Source organism: Micropruina sp. (genome assembly GCF_047607385.1).
Lineage (GTDB): Bacteria > Actinomycetota > Actinomycetes > Propionibacteriales > Propionibacteriaceae > Micropruina.
In genome coordinates, this window is the sequence record NZ_JASGDE010000141.1 from 21,332 (window position 1) to 38,248 (window position 16,917).

General features: G+C 71.0%; 11 protein-coding genes. 8 read left to right on the forward strand and 3 right to left on the reverse strand.

Annotated features, from left to right (window positions below; all coding sequences use genetic code 11):
• Positions 1–19: 19 nt before the first annotated feature.
• Both QM582_RS12615 and QM582_RS12620 read left to right on the forward strand, forming a co-directional pair.
• Positions 20–862, forward strand: a complete 843-nt coding sequence (locus QM582_RS12615) for an MBL fold metallo-hydrolase (protein WP_415084902.1) — start codon at positions 20–22, stop codon at positions 860–862.
• Complete coding sequence (locus tag QM582_RS12620; RefSeq protein WP_415084904.1) at positions 855–2,126, forward strand: F390 synthetase-related protein; 1,272 nt, start codon at positions 855–857, stop codon at positions 2,124–2,126. The genes QM582_RS12615 and QM582_RS12620 overlap by 8 nt, the downstream gene beginning before the upstream one ends.
• A 30-nt stretch (positions 2,127–2,156) precedes the next feature.
• On the opposite strand, the gene QM582_RS12625 is transcribed toward QM582_RS12620, so the two are convergent.
• Together QM582_RS12625 and QM582_RS12630 are read right to left on the reverse strand one after the other, a co-directional pair.
• Positions 2,157–2,279 carry a hypothetical protein gene (locus QM582_RS12625; RefSeq protein ID WP_415084906.1) on the reverse strand — a complete coding sequence of 41 codons (123 nt, stop codon included), beginning with the start codon at positions 2,277–2,279 and terminating at the stop codon, positions 2,157–2,159.
• An 87-nt stretch (positions 2,280–2,366) separates the two neighbouring features.
• Positions 2,367–3,332 (reverse strand): NAD-dependent epimerase/dehydratase family protein, encoded by a 966-nt coding sequence (locus QM582_RS12630; protein WP_415084907.1) that lies wholly within the window; start codon positions 3,330–3,332, stop codon positions 2,367–2,369.
• A 164-nt stretch (positions 3,333–3,496) separates the two neighbouring features.
• Between QM582_RS12630 and QM582_RS12635 the strand changes: the two genes are divergently transcribed.
• The 4 genes from QM582_RS12635 to QM582_RS12650 all read left to right on the forward strand — a co-directional run bounded on the left by QM582_RS12635 (position 3,497) and on the right by QM582_RS12650 (position 12,489).
• On the forward strand, positions 3,497–5,764 hold the full coding sequence (locus tag QM582_RS12635; protein ID WP_415084909.1) for a glycoside hydrolase family 3 C-terminal domain-containing protein: 2,268 nt from the start codon (positions 3,497–3,499) through the stop codon (positions 5,762–5,764).
• 210 nt (positions 5,765–5,974) lie between these two features.
• The gene (locus QM582_RS12640; protein WP_415084911.1) at positions 5,975–7,297 is read left to right on the forward strand and encodes an MFS transporter; all 1,323 of its coding nucleotides are present in this window, start codon (positions 5,975–5,977) and stop codon (positions 7,295–7,297) included.
• 172 nt (positions 7,298–7,469) lie between these two features.
• Entirely contained in the window at positions 7,470–9,539 is a 2,070-nt protein-coding gene (gene tkt / locus QM582_RS12645) for a transketolase (RefSeq protein ID WP_415084912.1), read from the forward strand.
• Positions 9,540–10,062: 523 nt separating this feature from the next.
• On the forward strand, positions 10,063–12,489 hold the full coding sequence (locus QM582_RS12650) for a peptidoglycan-binding protein (protein ID WP_415084914.1): 2,427 nt from the start codon (positions 10,063–10,065) through the stop codon (positions 12,487–12,489).
• 128 nt (positions 12,490–12,617) lie between these two features.
• On the opposite strand, the gene QM582_RS12655 is transcribed toward QM582_RS12650, so the two are convergent.
• Entirely contained in the window at positions 12,618–13,232 is a 615-nt protein-coding gene (locus QM582_RS12655; protein WP_415084916.1) for a lipoprotein LpqH, read from the reverse strand.
• A 132-nt stretch (positions 13,233–13,364) separates the two neighbouring features.
• On the opposite strand from QM582_RS12655, the gene sppA reads away from it, so the two are divergent.
• The gene (gene sppA, locus QM582_RS12660; RefSeq protein WP_415084918.1) at positions 13,365–15,083 is read left to right on the forward strand and encodes a signal peptide peptidase SppA; all 1,719 of its coding nucleotides are present in this window, start codon (positions 13,365–13,367) and stop codon (positions 15,081–15,083) included.
• A gap of 62 nt (positions 15,084–15,145) precedes the next feature.
• Positions 15,146–16,867 (forward strand): VanW family protein, encoded by a 1,722-nt coding sequence (locus QM582_RS12665; protein WP_415084919.1) that lies wholly within the window; start codon positions 15,146–15,148, stop codon positions 16,865–16,867.
• Positions 16,868–16,917 lie beyond the last annotated feature (50 nt).

Consider the following 16,917-nt stretch of genomic DNA (forward strand, 5'->3'; position numbering starts at 1 on the left):
TGAGGGAGAGACTGTTCCGATGACCGGATTTCCGAGGGACGGGTTCGCGCTGCTGATCGCCGGGCACTGCGTCCAGCTGGAGCGGTTCGTCCGCCGCGGCGGGGCTTGGCGACCGATCGAGTTCCCGTCCGCGGTGGCGGTGATCCCGCACCCGGACGGCGGGGTGGCGCTGTTCGACACCGGTTACGCGCCCCGCTTCCACACCGCGACCGCGGCGCTGCCGTACCGGCTGTACGCGGCGCTGCTGCCGGTGACCTGCGATGCCTCGGACGCCGTGGTGACCCAGCTGCGACAGCGCGGCGTCGCGCCCGAGCAGGTCCGGCTGATCGTGCTCTCGCACCTGCACGGCGATCACGTCGCCGGTTTGCGCGACTTCCCGGAGGCCCGGGTGGTGGTCGGGGACGGTGCCCTGGCGTCCGGCTGGCGAACTCGCTCGGCCTGGGTGAACACCCGGCACGGCTTCGTGCCCGCGCTGCTACCCGACGACATCGAGGATCGGCTGCTGCCGCTGGCCGGGCTGGCGGTCGGTGGCACCGGGCTGGGCGGGCGGCTGCGCAACGGCTACGACCTGTTCGGCGACGGCGCGGCGTTCGTGCTGCCGCTGCCCGGGCACACCGACGGACACCTGGGGCTGTGGCTGCCGCGCGTCGGTGCCGACGGCGTCCTATTGGTCGGGGACGCGGTGTGGAACGAGCGTGCCTTCACCCACGGCGAGTTGCCGCCGCCGCCGTTGCGTGGCGACCGGCCGCGCTGTGAAGAGGTGGTCGGTGAGCTGACCCGGCTGCACGCGGACCGTCCCGAACTGGCGATCGTGCCGTCGCACTGTGTCGCCAGCCTCGATCGGGTCGGTGGCCGTGGCTGACCGGTGGCGCGTGCTGGGCGCGCTGCTCGGCACCCGGCTGCGCCGGTTCGGCAGCCGGGGGGCACTGGAGCGGTACCAGCGCCGGCGGTTGCGGGCCGTGCTCGGCCGGGCCCGCCGGGTGTTCCCGTACCACGCCGGCGTCGAGGCGACTGAGCTGGACGCCTTCCCGGTGCTCGACAAGGCCGGCTGGCTGGAGCACTTCGACGGTCTCAACGATCGCGGGCTGAGCCTCGACGAGTGCCTGGCGGCCGCCCGCGAGGCCGAGGCCGCGCGGACCTTCGACGCCACCCTGGCCGGGGTCAGCGTCGGGTTGTCGTCGGGCACCTCCGGACGCCAGGGCGTCTTCCTCACCTCGCCGCAGGAGCGGGCCCGCTGGGCCGGCACCGTGCTGGCCAAGGCGCTGCCCAGCCTGCGCGAACCGGCTCGGGTGGCGCTGGTGCTGCGTTCCGGCGGCCCGCTCTACCAGTCGGTGGACGGCGGCCGGGTCGTCTTCCGCTACATCGACCTCGCCCTCGATCCGGACGCCGTCGCCGAGCAACTGCGGGCGTTCGCGCCGACCGTGCTGGCCGCCCCGCCGCAGCTGCTGGACGACCTCGCCGCCCGCTGGCCGGGCTGGTCTGCACCGGCCCCGCCCCCGGTGGTCTACTCGATCGCGGATGTCCTGGACGACGACGTCGCGGCCCGGGTCTCGGCCGGCTTCGGGGTCGGAGTGCGGCAGGTCTACCAGGCCACCGAGGGCTTCCTGGGGATCAGCTGCGGCCACGGCACGCTGCACCTGAACGAAGACCTGGTGCACGTCGAACGCGAGGTGATCGACGAAGCCAGCGGCCGGTTCGTGCCGATCGTCACCGACCTGTACCGGCGCAGCCAGGCCATCATCCGCTACCGGCTGGGCGACGTGCTGCTGCCCGGACCGGACGCCTGCCCGTGCGGTTCGCCGTTCGCGACCGTGGCCCGCATCGAGGGTCGGGCCGACGACGTGCTGCAGTTCGCGACGCCGGCGGGTGAGACTCGTCCGCTGTTCGCCGATTTCGTCCGGGCTGCGATCCTGGCCGCTCCCGCGGTGGCCGACTTCCGGCTGGTGCAGCGGACCGACGGCAGCCTGCGGCTGGCGGTCCGTCCGCAGCGCGCCCAGGCGTCCGCGCACCTGGCACTGCAGGGGCTGCTGCGCTCCCGCGGCCTGGTGGTGCCCGAGATCATCGGGATGCCCTGGCCGGTGGAGCCGCCGACCGCCAAACGCCGCCGGGTGCGCCGGGAAGGCTGATCTCCGGTACGTCCTCCGCAGCCGCTGTGGCTACTTGCCGCCGTTCTCGAACAACTCGATGACTTCGGGGTCGACGTCGTCGATGTCGTCCGGCAGCGGCGGGGCGTCGTGCCAGGAGCCCCAGACGACGGCGACCTGCTCTTCGCTCTCCATGCATCCATCATGAGCGCGACAAGGAGCTTCAGTCCAGTACCCCACGTGGTCGTGCAAGAGAGCGAGCGGTCCCAGGCCCGGCATCACTCAGTGCCCGCCGTTTCGCCACCACTGCACCAGGTCGCGCCGACCGTCCTCGACGCTGAACGGGGGCGGGCCCAGCAGGGTGCGGCAGCGGGTCACGTCGAAGGTCTTGGAGTGGGTGAACATCGACACCCCGAAGGTGGTGATCGGCGGCTCGCGATAGCCCAGCACGGTGGCCGAGGCGATCTCCGAACCCCTGGCCAGCGCCATCGCGGCCCCGACCGGCACCCGGCGGGCCGGACGCGGCAGGCCCAGGTCGTCCAGCAGCCCGAACAGGAACGGGTACAGCTCGACCGGCTCGCCGTTGGTCAGGTTGACCGCGCCGGTGACGCCGTGAGCCACCGCCTCGACGATGTAGTGGGCCACCACGTCGACGTGGGTCAGGTCGGTCAGCACCGGGGACGGGTCGCGACGCACCAGCAGCGGCAGCCGTCCGGCTCTGGCGGCCTGCACCACCCGCGGCAGCAGCACCGTGTCGCCGGGTCCGAACACCGCCCGTGGGCGCACGATGCTCCAGGCGCCCGCGTAGGCCCGCATCAGCCGCTCACCGGCCAGCTTGCTGCGCGAGTAGACGTTGATCTGCCGCTCCGGCGCCGGGATCGGGGAGTCCTCGGTGATGCCGAGCTGGTCGGCCTGGATGTAGAAGACGCTGGACGACGACACGTAGTGCACCGGCGGCGTGCCGTGGGAGCGGGCCCACTCCAGGACGTGCCGGGTGCCGTCCACATTGGCCCGCCGGTAGGCCTCCGGACGGGCCCACGGCGAGGCCAGCGCGGCGCAATGCACCACCGCGTCCACCGTCTCGTCCAGTCGCAGCGGATCGGCCAGGTCGTGCCGGTGGTAGGCCTCCACCGGGCCGTTCGGACGCGGCTGGCGCCCCAGCCCGATCACCTGCCAGCCGCGCCGGCGCGCAGTCGCAGCCACCCGTCCGCCCACGAAACCGTTACTGCCGGTCAGCAGGATCCGCATCCATTCACCCTAGTCCCGCCGCTCGCCTAACTATTTGGCGCTCGCTGAACTCAGCGAGCGCCAAATTGTTAGGCGAGCGCGGGGTTGGGGGCCGGGGTGGGGGCGGACGGCCCGCCCTAGACTGACCGGTCCCGGGCCGCTGCCCGGCCGATCGAGGAGGATCCGTGACGTTCGACGTCGCCGCCGTGCTGCAGCAACTCACCCTGGCCGAGAAGGCCGCCCTGACCAGCGGGTCCAGCTTCTGGCTGACCCGGCCGATCGAGCGGCTCGGCGTCCCGGCGATCATGATGTGCGACGGCCCGCACGGCCTGCGCTCCCAGTCCGCGAGCGGCCGCGGCCTGGTCAACGAGGACGAACTCACCGCCACCTGCTTCCCGACCGCCTCGGCGCTGGCGTCGTCGTGGAATCCTGCCCTGGCCCGCCAGATCGGCGTCGCGCTGGCCCAGGAGGCCCGCGCCCGGAAGCTCTCGGTGATCCTCGGCCCGGGCATCAACCTGAAGCGTTCCCCCTTGTGCGGCCGCAACTTCGAGTACTTCTCGGAAGACCCCGTGCTGGCCGGTGAGCTCGCCGTCGGGATGGTCGACGGCATCCAGTCCGGCGGTGACGTGGGCGCCTCGGTGAAGCACTACGCCGCCAACAACCAGGAGACCGACCGGCAGCGGATCGACGTCCGGGTCAGCGAACGGGCGCTCCGCGAGCTGTACCTGGCCGGCTTCGAGCGGGTGGTGAGGGCGAGCCGGCCCTGGACGGTGATGTGCTCCTACAACTCCGTCAACGGCACCCCGGCCAGCGAGCACCACTGGCTGCTCGACGAGGTGCTGCGCGGCGAGTTCGGCTTCGACGGCCTGGTGGTGTCCGACTGGGGCGCGGTCTACGACCGGGTCCCGGCGCTGCGGGCCGGCACCGACCTGGAGATGCCGCCGCTGCTGCCGCACAGCCCGGACGCCGTGGTCGCCGCCGTCGAGGCCGGCGAACTGGACGCCGCGGTGCTGGACGCGCGCGCCAGGACGGTGCTGGAACTGGTCGCCAAGGGGATCGGCGTGCTGGATCGCGAGGAGACCTTCGACGCCGACGCCCACCACGCCCTGGCCCGGGCCGCTGCCGCCGAATCGGTGGTGCTGCTGGCCAACGACGACGCGCTGCTGCCGCTGCCGGCAACCGGGTCCGTCGCGGTGATCGGCGAGTTCGCCCGCACCCCGCGGTTCCAGGGCGCCGGCTCGTCCGAGGTCAACCCGACCCGGGTCGACCTCCCGCTGGACGCGTTGCGGTCCCGATTCGGCAACCTCACCTTCGCCCCCGGCTACCTGCTGCCCGACGGTCCGGACGCCGACCCGGCCGAACTGCGCCGGCAGGCGGCCGCGGCGGCAGCCGGTGCGGACGTCGCCGTGGTGTTCATCGGGCTGCCGGATCTCGACGAGTCCGAGGGCTTCGACCGGGTGCACCTCGACCTGCCCGCCGACCAGCTGGCCGTGCTGGCCGCGGTGGCCCGGCGCAACCCGCGGGTGGTCGTCGTGCTGGTCAACGGCGCCCCGGTCGACCTGCGTCCGGTGTTGCCGCACGCCCGCGGGTTGGTCGAGGCCTGGCTCGGCGGGCAGGCGTCCGGGGGAGCGATCGCCGACGTGCTGAGCGGCGCGGTGAACCCGTCCGGACGGCTGGCCGAGACCCTGCCGCTGCGGCTGCAGGACAACCCCTCCTACCTCAACTTCCCCGGCGGGGACCACATCGTCGACTACGGCGAAGGCATCTACATCGGCTACCGGGCCTACGACAAGGCCGAACAGGACGTCGCCTTCCCGTTCGGATTCGGCCTGTCGTACACCACCTTCGACCTCACCAACCTGGCCGTCGACATCTCCGGCACGGCCGCGGACGACTCGCTGCGGGCCGCGGTGAGCGTCACTGTGACCAACACCGGGGACCGTGCCGGCGCCGAGGTGGTGCAGCTCTACCTGCGCGACCCCGAATGTGCGGTGGACCGTCCGATCCGGGAACTGAAGGGCTTCGCCAAAGTCGCCCTGGAACCCGGTGAGAGCACCCGGGTGACCATCGACCTGGACGCCCGGGCGTTCGCCTACTACTCCGAACGGTTCGGACGCTGGGTGATCGAGGCCGGCGAGTTCGTGGTCGAGATCGGCCGGAACTCCCGCGACATCGTGCTCGCCGAGACGCTGCACATCGACGCGCCGCCGGTCACCGCCCCGCTGGGCCGGCTCTCCACGCTGTTCGAATGGGTGGCCGATCCGGTCGGACGCGAGCTGCTCACCGAGGCGATCGCCGGCGGGCAGGCGCCGGCGGTGATCCTGGAACCCGCCTTCCTGCGCGGCATGGGCACCCAGCCGATGCGCAGCCTGGCCGCCTTCGCAGGCGGCGGCGTGGAACTGGAGGCGCTGGACGTCCTGATCGCCCGGTGGCGGGAGCGCACCGGCCGCTGACCGATGCCCTGTCCGACCGATGCCCTGTCCGACCGATGCCCTGTCCGACCGTTGCCCTGTCCGACCGATGACCGGCCGTTGACCCATGCCCGGTCCCGCCGACAGCTGGCCCGATCCGCCGACGGCGGCGTCCGATCCGGCCGCTCTCGGACGCCCGGCCCCGGCGACAGGGCCTACACTGAGGCAGCTTATTGGCAAGGAGGACCAATAATGGCTGACCTCGATACCGCGCTGACCCGCTCGGAGCGTCTCGACCGGCTTCCGTTCACCCGCAAGCACGGCCGGCTGCTGGTCGGCTCCGGCCTGGGCTGGGCCCTGGACGCCATGGACGTCGGGCTGATCTCCTTCGTGATGGCGGCCCTGGCGACGCAATGGAAGCTCGACTCGGGCACGCTGTCCTTGATCGGCTCGATCGGCTTCGTCGGGATGGCCATCGGGGCCTCGCTCGGCGGACTGCTCGCCGACAAGCTCGGACGCCGCCAGGTCTTCGCGCTCACCCTGCTGGTCTACGGCGTCGCCACCGGGGCGTCCGCGCTGGTCGGCAGCGTGGCGATGCTGATCGTGCTGCGCTTCGTCGTCGGCATCGGCCTCGGCGCCGAACTGCCGGTGGCGTCCACCCTGGTCAGCGAGTATGCGCCGCGGGCCATCCGGGGCCGGGTGGTGGTGGCGCTGGAGGCGTTCTGGGCGATCGGCTGGATCCTGGCCGCGCTGATCGGCTACCTGGTGGTGCCGGCCTCCCCGGACGGCTGGCGCTGGGCGCTGGCGGTCGGCGTGGTGCCCACCATCTACGCGGCGGTGATCCGCTGGGGACTGCCCGAGTCGGTCCGCTTCCTGGAGGCCAAGGGACGCCTGGACGAAGCCGAGGCCGCCGTCCGCGGCTTCGAGGAATCCGCCGGCATCGCCCCGGTGCCCAGCCCGGAACTCCCGGCCGCCAAGGCCACCCCCACCGACTCGATCTGGTCGCCCGGCTACCGGGCCCGGACCGCGGCGCTGTGGGCGGTCTGGTTCTGCATCAACCTGTCCTACTACGGCGCGTTCACCTGGATCCCGACCCTGCTGGTGCAGCGCGGCTTCCCGCTGGTGCGCTCCTTCGAGTTCACCCTGATCATCACCCTCGCCCAGGTGCCCGGCTACGCCGTCGCCGCCTGGCTGATCGAGAAGTGGGGACGCCGCAGCACCCTGTCGGTGTTCCTGGCCGGCTCGGCCCTGGCCGCGGCCGCGTTCGGCTTCGCCAGCACCGAGACCATGATCATCGTCACCGGCTGCGCGCTGTCCTTCTTCAACCTGGGCGCCTGGGGCGCGCTGTACGCGGTCGGCCCGGAGATCTACCCGACCGGGGTGCGCGGCAAGGGCACCGGCGCGGCGGCCGCGTTCGGACGGATCGCGTCCATGATCGCGCCGCTGAGCGTTCCGCTGCTGCTCGGCGCGGGCGGCATGGTGCTGGTCTTCGGCGTCTTCGGGGTGGCCTTCCTGCTCGCCGCCGGTGCCGCCCTGGCGCTGCCCGAGCAGACCGGCCGGGCGCTGGAGGGGTAGCCGCGGCCGGTGAACGTCCGTCCGAGCCGCTGCCGCGGCTGAACGGATGCTCGTCTGCGTTCCGTTCGCTTGGACCGGCTGCTCACCGCCTCCGGGGAACCAATAGGGTTGGGGCCGTTGGGTTCACCTATGTCTCCACGCAGTGAGGCGTGGCACCGAGAGGACGATTTCCATGAGCAATCTGACCTGGACGGAGCAGGACGCGAAGGCGGTCGACATCGCCCGCGTGCTGGCCGCCGATGCCGTCGAGAAGGTCGGCAACGGTCACCCGGGCACGGCGGTGTCGCTGGCGCCGATCGCTTACCTGCTCTATGCCAAGGTGATGAAGTCGGATCCGTCGGATTCGCGTTGGTTGGGTCGGGACCGGTTCGTGTTGTCGGCGGGGCATTCGTCGCTGACCCAGTACACCCAGTTGTATCTGAACGGTTTCGGTCTTGAGCTGGGCGACATCGAGAGCTTGCGGACGTGGGATTCGTTGACCCCGGGTCATCCGGAGTTCGGCCTGACCAAGGGTGTCGAGTGCACCACGGGCCCGTTGGGTGCGGGGGTGGCGAACGCGGTCGGCTTCGCGATGAGCGCCCGGCATGCGCGGGAGCTGTACGATCCGGCGTCGGCGCCGGGCGAGTCGGTGTTCGATCATGACGTGTACTGCATCGCCGGTGACGGCTGCATGCAGGAGGGGGTCTCGGGTGAGGCGTCCTCGCTGGCCGCGACCCAGGAGCTGGGCAATCTGTTCCTGATCTATGACGACAACCGGATCTCGATCGAGGGTGACACCAAGATCGCGTTCTCCGAGGACGTCCAGGCGCGCTATGCCGCCTACGGTTGGGACACCTACCACGTCGACTTCACCAACGGTTTCACCAGCTACGAGGAGAAGGTCGCCGAGCTGTACGACGTGTTGGAGCGGGCCCGGCAGGTCACCGACAAGCCGCACTTCATCAAGGTGACCACGATCATCGGGTGGCCGTTGCCGACCAAGGCGGGCGATCACAGTGTGCATGGCGCGAAGCTGGGTGCTGCCGAGATCAGCGGGCTGAAGAAGGAGCTCGGTTTCGAGGATGTCCCGTTCGCGGTCGATACCGCGGTGGTGGACGTGACCCGCGCGAATGCTGCCGCTCGCGCCAAGGAACTGCGGGCGCAGTGGGATCCGCGGTTCGAGGCGTGGCGTTCGGCCAACCCGGAGAAGGCCGCGCTGCTGGACCGGGTGCTCGCCAAGGAGGCGCCGGAGGGTCTGGACGCGGCGCTGCCGGTCTTCGAGCCGGGTTCGATGGCGACCCGGGCGGCTTCGGGCAAGGTGTTGTCGGCGCTGGCCGGCGCGGTGCCGGAGTTGTGGGGCGGATCGGCCGACCTGGCCGGTTCGAACAACACCACCATGGCCGGTGTCGGTTCGTTCATTCCGGCGGAGCGGTCCAGTCACGAGTTCACCGGTGCCCCGGGGGGCCGGACGTTGCACTTCGGTATCCGCGAGCACGCGATGGGCAACATCCTGAACGCGATCACGATGGACGGCCTGTCCCGGGTCTACGGCGGCACCTTCCTGGCGTTCGTCGACTACATGCGGATCACGCCGCGGCTGGCGGGGTTGTCGCATGTGCCGTCCATTTTCGTCTACACCCATGACTCGATCGGTGTCGGTGAGGACGGTCCCACCCATCAGCCGATCGAGCAGGTGATGGGGTTGCGGCTGACTCCGAATCTGGACGTGGTGCGTCCCGGTGATGCCAACGAGACCGCGCATGCCTGGGCGCAGATCCTGCGCAGCAAGAACCGGCCGGCGGCGTTGATCCTGTCGAGGCAGAACGTGCCGACCCTGGATCGTTCCGAGGGGTCCGGCCTGGCCGGTGCGGAGAACACCGCGCTGGGCGGCTATGTGCTCAAGGAGGCCTCCGCGGAGCCCAAGGTCGTCCTGGTCGGCACCGGGTCGGAGTTGCAGTTGGCGCTGGCTGCGGCCGAGGCGCTGGAGGCTGAGGGGGTGCCGGCCCGGGTGGTGTCGCTGCCCTGCGTGGAGTGGTTCCAAGCCCAAAGCGACGAGTACCGCGAGCAGGTGTTGCCGGCCGGTACGCCGAAGGTGGTCGTCGAGGCCGGTGTCGTGGTGGGGTGGAAGGACCTGCTCGGCGGCAACACCGAGGCGGTCGGCATCGATCACTTCGGCGCTTCCGCCGATGGTGCGCTGTTGTTCGAGAAGTACGGCATCACCGCGCAGGCGGTGGCCGACAAGGCCCGGGCGCTGATCGGCTGATCTCACCGAACCGAGCCAACGGTCCGGGCATCGCACTCGCGATGCCCGGACCGTCCTCGTTCCGGCCCGGAACCGCACCTCAGCCGAGCGGCGCGGGCCTTGCCAGGGGCAGCACACCCGGACCGTCCTCGTTCCGGTCCGGAACCGCACCGTCCCGGGCGCTGGGGGACGCCTCTCGCTGCGGCGCCGGCGACCGCCGAACAAATGACATCAATGTAGTTTCCAAGGCTCTCCATGGATGCGCGATAAATTACACCAATGTAATTCCGATGCCCTTTTCGGCGTCCTTTTCGATGGGTTGGCGGCCGGTTATCCGGATGGTGCCCGACAGTCCCGCAGAGCGGTCTGTCTGAGATTTTCAACCCAACTCTGAATGTTTAGTTGAGGAAAAGTCCACGGCAAAACCCCTAGTCATAGGCGCGGCTGAGGAAGACCTGAGGGCAGATCCTCATGGTGCGACTTGCCTTGGGCAATGGTCGGTCGATAGCTAAATGATGTGCGCCCCCCATCGAAGTTGTTGTCCATGGCCGTTGCTGTGACTCTGACGGCCGGCCTCATCGCGTCCGATGTCCCGGATGTCGGTGCCGCTACCATCTCGGCCGCCCAGAAGGCGTTCATCAAGAGCCTGGTCGGACCGGCGCAGCAGGCGCAGAAGGACTACGGGGTGCCGGCCTCGGTGTCGATCGCGCAGGCCATCGCCGACAGTGACTGGGGGACGTCCTCGGCGGCCAAGCAGGCCAAGAACTACTTCAACACCCGCTGCAGCTCGGCGATGACGCCGGCGCAGTTCGCGAAGCTGGCCGACGCCCAGGTCGGCAAGCCGTACGTGCTCGGTGCCGAGGCAGCCATCAGCAACACCGACCCGGCCAAATTCGACTGCTCGGAACTGGTGGAGTGGCTCTACGGGCGCTCCGGCAACAAGATCACCGACCTGGCCGCCTGGCAGTACGACGCGACCAAGAAGGTGACCGGCTCGCCCAAGGTCGGCGACCTGGTCTTCCTGCGCAACAACCCGGCCCGCTCGAACGGCATCGGCCACGTCGCGGTGCTCACTCAGAAGCTCTCCGGGGGCGATTGGCGGATCATCGAGGCCCGCAGCCGTGCCTACGGCGTGGTGCGGACCACGCTCAGCTACTGGAAGACCCGCAAGTACTACGCCGGCCTGCGCCGGCTGTCCACCTTCCGGCTGGCCGGCAGCGACGGAGTGACCGCGTCCGCGGCGAGCCGGCTGCAGTCCGGCTGCGTGACGATCTCCGGAACCAAGTACGCCAAGTTCAGCTCGATCGCGGACTCCGTCGCCGCGCACGCCGCGGCCGTCGCGGAAGATTCCGGCTACAGCGCGGCACGGGCGGCGATCGGCGACGTGTCGGCCTACGTGAAGGCCGTCGCCGCGGCGGACCGCCCCAAGGACGCCGCCGGCTACGCGGCCAAGCTGACCCAGCTGATCGAGAGCTACGGCCTGCGCGACCACGACGTGGTGCCGTTCAACCTGGTCCTGGTCTCGGGTGACTCCGGCGCCAAGGTGACCGCGGCCCAGTACCTGCTGGGCGTCGCCGGCTACGCGGTTCCCACCACCGGCAAGTACGACGCGGCCACCGTCGCGGCGGTGAAGAAATTCCAGAAGGCGAAGAAGCTGACCGTGGACGGGGAGGCCGGCCCGATCACCCTGGGTGCACTGGCGGTCAAGCTCTCCAGCGGAGCCAAGGGCGGTGCGGTCAGCGCACTGGCCACCCTGCTCGCCGCCGCCGGCTACGACGCCGGGACGTCGTCGAGCTTCACCGACGACACGGCGTCCGCGGTCAAGCAGTTCCAGGCGTCGGCGGGCCGCACCGCCAGCGGCGTGGTCGACTCCGGAACCTGGGCGGCGCTGTTCATGACCCTGGACGCCGGCGCCCCGAAGATCTCCGGCAAGCCCGCCGTCGGGCAGAAGCTCACCGTCGCGCCCGGCAGCTGGGGCCCGGGCTCGGTCCGGCTCAGCTACCAGTGGTACCGCAGCGACACCAAGATCGGCGGCGCGACCGCGAGCAGCTACCCGGTGACGGTGTCGGACGCCGGCCACGCGCTGAGCGTCCGGGTGACCGGATCCCGGCGGCTCTACACCACCACGGTGCGGATCTCCGCCAAGACCGCCGCCGTGCCGCTGCTGAGCCTGTCCCAGACGCCGACGCCGACGGTCTCCGGTGAGGCGAAGGTCGGCGGCACGCTGACCGCGGCACCCGGAACCTGGGCGCCGGCACCGGTCAGCCTGGCCTACCAGTGGTACCGCGGCGGCGCCCGGATCGACGGAGCCACCAAGTCCAGCTACCCGGTGACGACGGCGGACGCCGGCTCGACGCTGAGCGTCGCGGTGACGGCCAGCAAGACCGGCTATGCGCCGGTGACCCGGGTCTCGGCGGCCACCGCAGCCGTCCCGCGGCTGCTGACCGCGAGCACCCCGACCATCTCCGGCACCGTCCGGGTCGGCAGCACCCTGACCGCCCAGCCGGGCAGCTGGACGCCGGCCGCGACCGTACTGTCCTACCAGTGGTACCGCGACGGCGTCGCCGTCAAGGGCACCGACAAGCGGAGCTACCTGTTGACCGCCACCGACGCCGGGGCGGCGATGACGGTCAAGGTGAGCGGCAGCCTGAGCGGCTACGTCCCGGCCAGCCGGACCTCGGAGCCCACCGCCGCCGTCGCCAAGGGCGTGCTGACCGCCAAGACGCCGACCATCGCCGGCACCCGCAAGGTGGGCAAGACGCTGACCGCGAACGGCGGCGACTGGGGACCGGGCACGGTGGCGCTGAGCTACCAGTGGTACCGCGGCAGTGCGCCGATCTCCGGGGCCACCAAGACCAGCTACAAGCTCACCGGCAAGGACAAGGGCGCCACCATCGGCGTGGTGGTGCGCGGCACCAAGCCGGGCTACACCACCGTGGAGAAGAAGGTCTCCGTCACCATCGCGAAATAGCCGGCCCGCAGGGTCGCTGAGCGCGGACCCTTGGGCGCCGAAGTCCTTCGATGCCCAAGGGAGCCGGCGCTCAGGGGGACGATGCTCTGGGCGTCGGTGCTCGGGGTGGCGGTGCTCAGGGGTGGCGGCTACCAGTCCGGGCCGGCGCAGGTCACCACCAGCGTCACCGGCATGGTGCCGGCAGCCTTGCCGTTCTCCTCGCTGGCCAGCTTGCCGGACACCGTGTACTCCGACCCCTTCGCCGTCACTTCGGCCGAGGTGTCCTTGGCCGGTTGGGCGGCGTCGTAGCTCAGCGACCGCTTGACCAGTTCGGAGTCCTCGCCCAGCTGGATGGTCAGCTTCTGCACCGCCTTCTTCTGCGCCGACAGGGCCACCACGACGTCCACGGTCTCGAAGAAGTCGTTGGTGTGATCGGCCACGGTCAGGGTGGGGACGCCGGCGATGCTGCGGCAGGTTCCGGCGAGCTTGGTGCTGGCGGGGGAGTACAGCTTCAGGGTCCCGGTCGCCGCCACCTCCGGGCCGTCCGATGCCGGGGCGCTGGGGGAGAGGGAGGGCGAGGGAGATTCGGAGGATGTCCCCGGTGTGCCGGACGCCGACGCGATAGGGGTGTCGGAGGGGGCTGTGGTGCTGAGCGGGTTGACCCGGGCGCAGCCGCCCAGGACCAGGCCGATCAGCGCGGTCGCCACCGCCGGTGTGCCGATCCGGCGCCATGCCCGGATTCGAGACTGTTCACGCGTGATCATCCCCACATCCTCGGACCTTGGGCCGGTCGGTGCGGCGGTGGCGCGCTGATGACCACCGATCCGTCGGCTCGGCGTCCGCGGCAGGTTCGCGTTGTCCACGGTCGGCGAGCCGGAGCGGCATACGCTGTCGCCATGGATCCTCTCGCCATGCTGACGTCGTTGTTGCGCAAATCCCCCGCCGGTGACCGAGTCATCCTCGAACTCGACCTGGACCACTCGGTGCTGAGCAATGCCCCCGCCAACCCGCTGGAGGCGTTCCGGCTGATCAACGCTCCGACCATGCGCGCGCTGCGCGACGGCCTGGCCGAGGCGGCCGCCGACCCGGCGGTCGCCGGCCTGATCGTGCACCTGGGCACCTGCCCGATCAGCGCCTCGCAGTGCTGCGAACTGGCCGACCTGATCGCGGGCTTCGCCGAGCACAAGCCGGTCTGGGCCTACACCGAATCGTTCGGCGAGTTCAGCGGCGGACTGCTGCCCTACACCCTGGCCGCGCACGCCGAGCAGGTCTGGCTGCAGCCGTCCGGGGAACTCGGGCTGGGCGGGCTGCGGGCCCAGATCACCCTGCTCCGCGGCGTCTTCGACAAGGTGGGCCTGGAGCCGCAATTCGGGCAGCGCAAGGAGTACAAGACCGCCGCCGACACCTACGCGGCGCACGAGATCAGTCCGGCGAACACCGAGATGATGCAGCAGATCGTCAACTCGATCACGCACTGGGCGGTCGACACCATCGCGCAGCGCCGGGGGCGCAGCGCCGAGCAGGTCTGGGCCAGCGTGGACGCCGGCATGCTGACCGCCGAGCAGGCCCGGGAGCACGGCCTGATCGACCGGATCGGGTACCGCGACGAGGTGTACGCCGAGGCCCGCCGGGCCTGGGCCGGTGAGACCGCGAGCCTGCGCTTCGTGCATCGCTACAGCAAGGTGTCGGCGGCGAAAGAGCTGGTGCAGGCCCGGTTGAAGCCGGCCGTCGCGATGGTCGAGGTGCGCGGCGGGATCGTCACCGGACGCCCGCCGCGGCAGGGTGGCGGCCAGCCGGTCGCGGCGTCCGAGGTGGTCTGCCAGCAGCTGCGGGCGGCTGCCGCGGACGATCAGGTCAAGGCGGTGGTGCTCCGAGTGGATTCGCCCGGCGGCTCCTACATCGCCTCGGACGCGATCCGCCGCGAGGTGCTGCGGTTGCGCGAGTCGGGGCGTCCGGTGGTGGCCTGCATGGGCGACGTGGCGGCCTCCGGCGGCTACTTCGTGGCGATGCCGGCCGACGAGATCGTCGCTCAGCCCACCACGCTGACCGGGTCGATCGGCGTCCTGGCCGGCAAATTCGTCAGCACCGGGATCAAGGAGAAGCTGGGCCTGGTGATGAGCGACGTGACGGCCGGCGCCTGGGCGTCCTTCATGTCGCCGAACAGCCGGTTCAGCGACGAGCAGTGGGCCGCGCTGGATCGCCGACTGGACGACATCTACGCCGACTTCACCGGGAAGGCCGCCGCCGACCGCGGGATGGCGCTGGACGTCCTGGAGCCGCTGGCGCACGGCCGGGTGTGGACCGGCCTGGACGCCAAGCAGCGCGGCCTGATCGACCATCTGGGCGGCATGGGCACGGCGATCGACCGGGCCTGCGCGCTGGCCGGGCTGCGCCGCGACGAGGTGGCCGCCCGGGCCGTCTCGATGCTGGGCTTCCTGAAGCAGCTCCGGCCCGCCGAATCCAGCGAGTCGGTCTCCGGGGCGGTCACCTTCGCCCCGGCCCGGCTCGACCTCGACACCCTGATCGCGGACGCCGCGTCCCGGCTCGGGCTGACCGCCCACGGGGTGCTGAGCCTGCCCTTCGCGATCCGGCTGGACGGTGGCCTCGGCGGCTGACCGGGGTTCGGCCCGCTCACGTAAAATGACCGGACACCCGACGCCGAACCTCAGGAGCGCCCGTGTCCACATCCTTCGACAAGCCAGCGCGGGGTGGCCGCCGACGTGCCCTGTGGGTGACCGGAGGAGGTGTGGCGGTGCTGGCCGGCGGCTACCTGGCCGGCTACCTGATGGCCGGCGACAGCACGCCGCGGAACGCGTCCGTGGCCGGCGTCCCGATCGGCGGGTTGAGCACGGCGGACGCGACGGCCAGGCTGCAGGCCGAACTCGGGCCGCGGCTGACCCGGCCGCTGACCGTCACCGCCGGTGACCAGACGCTGCGGACCACCGCCGCCGAGCTCGGGCTCGGCATCGACTACGCCGCCACCGTGGCCACGTCCGGGGCCGGCCGCAGCTGGAACCCGCTCACCATCGTCACCGTGCTGACCGGCGGGGGCGAGCAGGCCCCGGTGGTCACCCGCGACCAGCCGAAGCTGGCCGCCGCCGTCGCCGGGCTGGCCGAGAAGGCCGACGTGAAGCCGACCGACGCCGGCCTGAGCGTCACCGACGCCCGCATCGTCCGCACCGAGGGCAAGCCGGGGGTCACCGTGCAGCAGCCGCAGACCGCGGACGCCCTCGCCGCGCAGTTCGCCGGCTCCGACCAGGTCGCGGCCGTGGTCGCGCAGACCGAGCCGGAGGTCACCACCGCCGAGGCCGACCAGGTCGCGACCACCGTCGGCAAGGCGGCGCTGGCTTCGCCGATCACCGTCAAGACCGGATCGTCCGGATCGTTCCAGCTGAGCCCGGCGATGATCGCCGCGGGGCTCTCCTTCCGGCCAGCCGACGGCACCCTGGCCGCCGCGCTGGACGCCGAGAAGCTGATCGCCGCGGCCGGCAAGGAGATCAAGGGGCTCGGCCTGAAGCAGCCGAAGGACGCCGACATCACCATCGCCGACGGCAAGCCGAAGATCATCCCCGCCGTCGACGGCATCGGTCTCGACCCGGACGCCCTGGCCAAGGCCGCGCTCGGCGTCCTGGACAAGACCGACGGACGCACCGTCACCGTCGAAGCCACCGTGCAGAAGGCCAAGTTCAGCACCGAGGACGCCAAGAAGCTCGGGGTCAAGGAGATCACCGGGAAGTTCACCACCTACTACCCGGGATCGGCCTACCGGGTGAACAACATCGGCAAGGCGGCCCGGATGGTCAACGGCACCTTCCTGAAGCCCGGCGAGACCTTCAGCATGAACGCCACGCTGGGCAAGCGCACCGCGGCGGCCGGCTGGATGGCCGGCGGCGGCATCGAGGGCGGCAAGATCAAGACCCTGCAGGGCGGCGGCATCTCGCAGGCCACCACCACGACGTTCAACGCGATCTTCTTCGCCGGCCTCGAGGACGTCTACCACAAGCCGCATTCGCTGTACTTCAGCCGCTACCCGGTCGGACGGGAGGCCACCCTGGACTGGGTCAGCGTCGACATGAAGTTCCGCAACGACTCGCCCTACGGGGTGGTGCTGCAGGCCTGGACCACCGGCAAGGTCGGCCAGACCGGTTCGGTCACGGTGCGGGTCTGGTCGACCAAGCGGTACACGGTGAAGGCCTCCACCCCGGTGCGCAGCAACTACCGCAGCCCCGGCCCCACCCAATACGACCCCTCGCCCGGCTGCGTCTCCCAAAGCGCGATGAGCGGCTTCGACGTCCGCTACAACCGGCTTTTCTACCAGGGCAAGAAGCTGGTGAAGTCCGAGCCGTTCTTCTGGCGCTACAACACCCTCACCCCGGTGGTCTGCGGCAAGAAGCCCTGAGGCCCGCCCACGTCATCCCGGGCTTGCCCGGGGTCCGCCTGTCGCCACCT

Coding starts and splice junctions, on each gene's coding strand:
- tkt (WP_415084912.1), top strand. CDS start 7,470: ATGAGCAATCTGACCTGGACGGAGCAGGACGCGAAGGCGGTCGACATC.
- QM582_RS12625 (WP_415084906.1), bottom strand. CDS start 2,279: ATGGAGAGCGAAGAGCAGGTCGCCGTCGTCTGGGGCTCCTGGCACGAC.
- QM582_RS12655 (WP_415084916.1), bottom strand. CDS start 13,232: ATGATCACGCGTGAACAGTCTCGAATCCGGGCATGGCGCCGGATCGGC.
- QM582_RS12640 (WP_415084911.1), top strand. CDS start 5,975: ATGGCTGACCTCGATACCGCGCTGACCCGCTCGGAGCGTCTCGACCGG.
- QM582_RS12630 (WP_415084907.1), bottom strand. CDS start 3,332: ATGCGGATCCTGCTGACCGGCAGTAACGGTTTCGTGGGCGGACGGGTG.
- sppA (WP_415084918.1), top strand. CDS start 13,365: ATGGATCCTCTCGCCATGCTGACGTCGTTGTTGCGCAAATCCCCCGCC.
- QM582_RS12650 (WP_415084914.1), top strand. CDS start 10,063: ATGGCCGTTGCTGTGACTCTGACGGCCGGCCTCATCGCGTCCGATGTC.
- QM582_RS12615 (WP_415084902.1), top strand. CDS start 20: ATGACCGGATTTCCGAGGGACGGGTTCGCGCTGCTGATCGCCGGGCAC.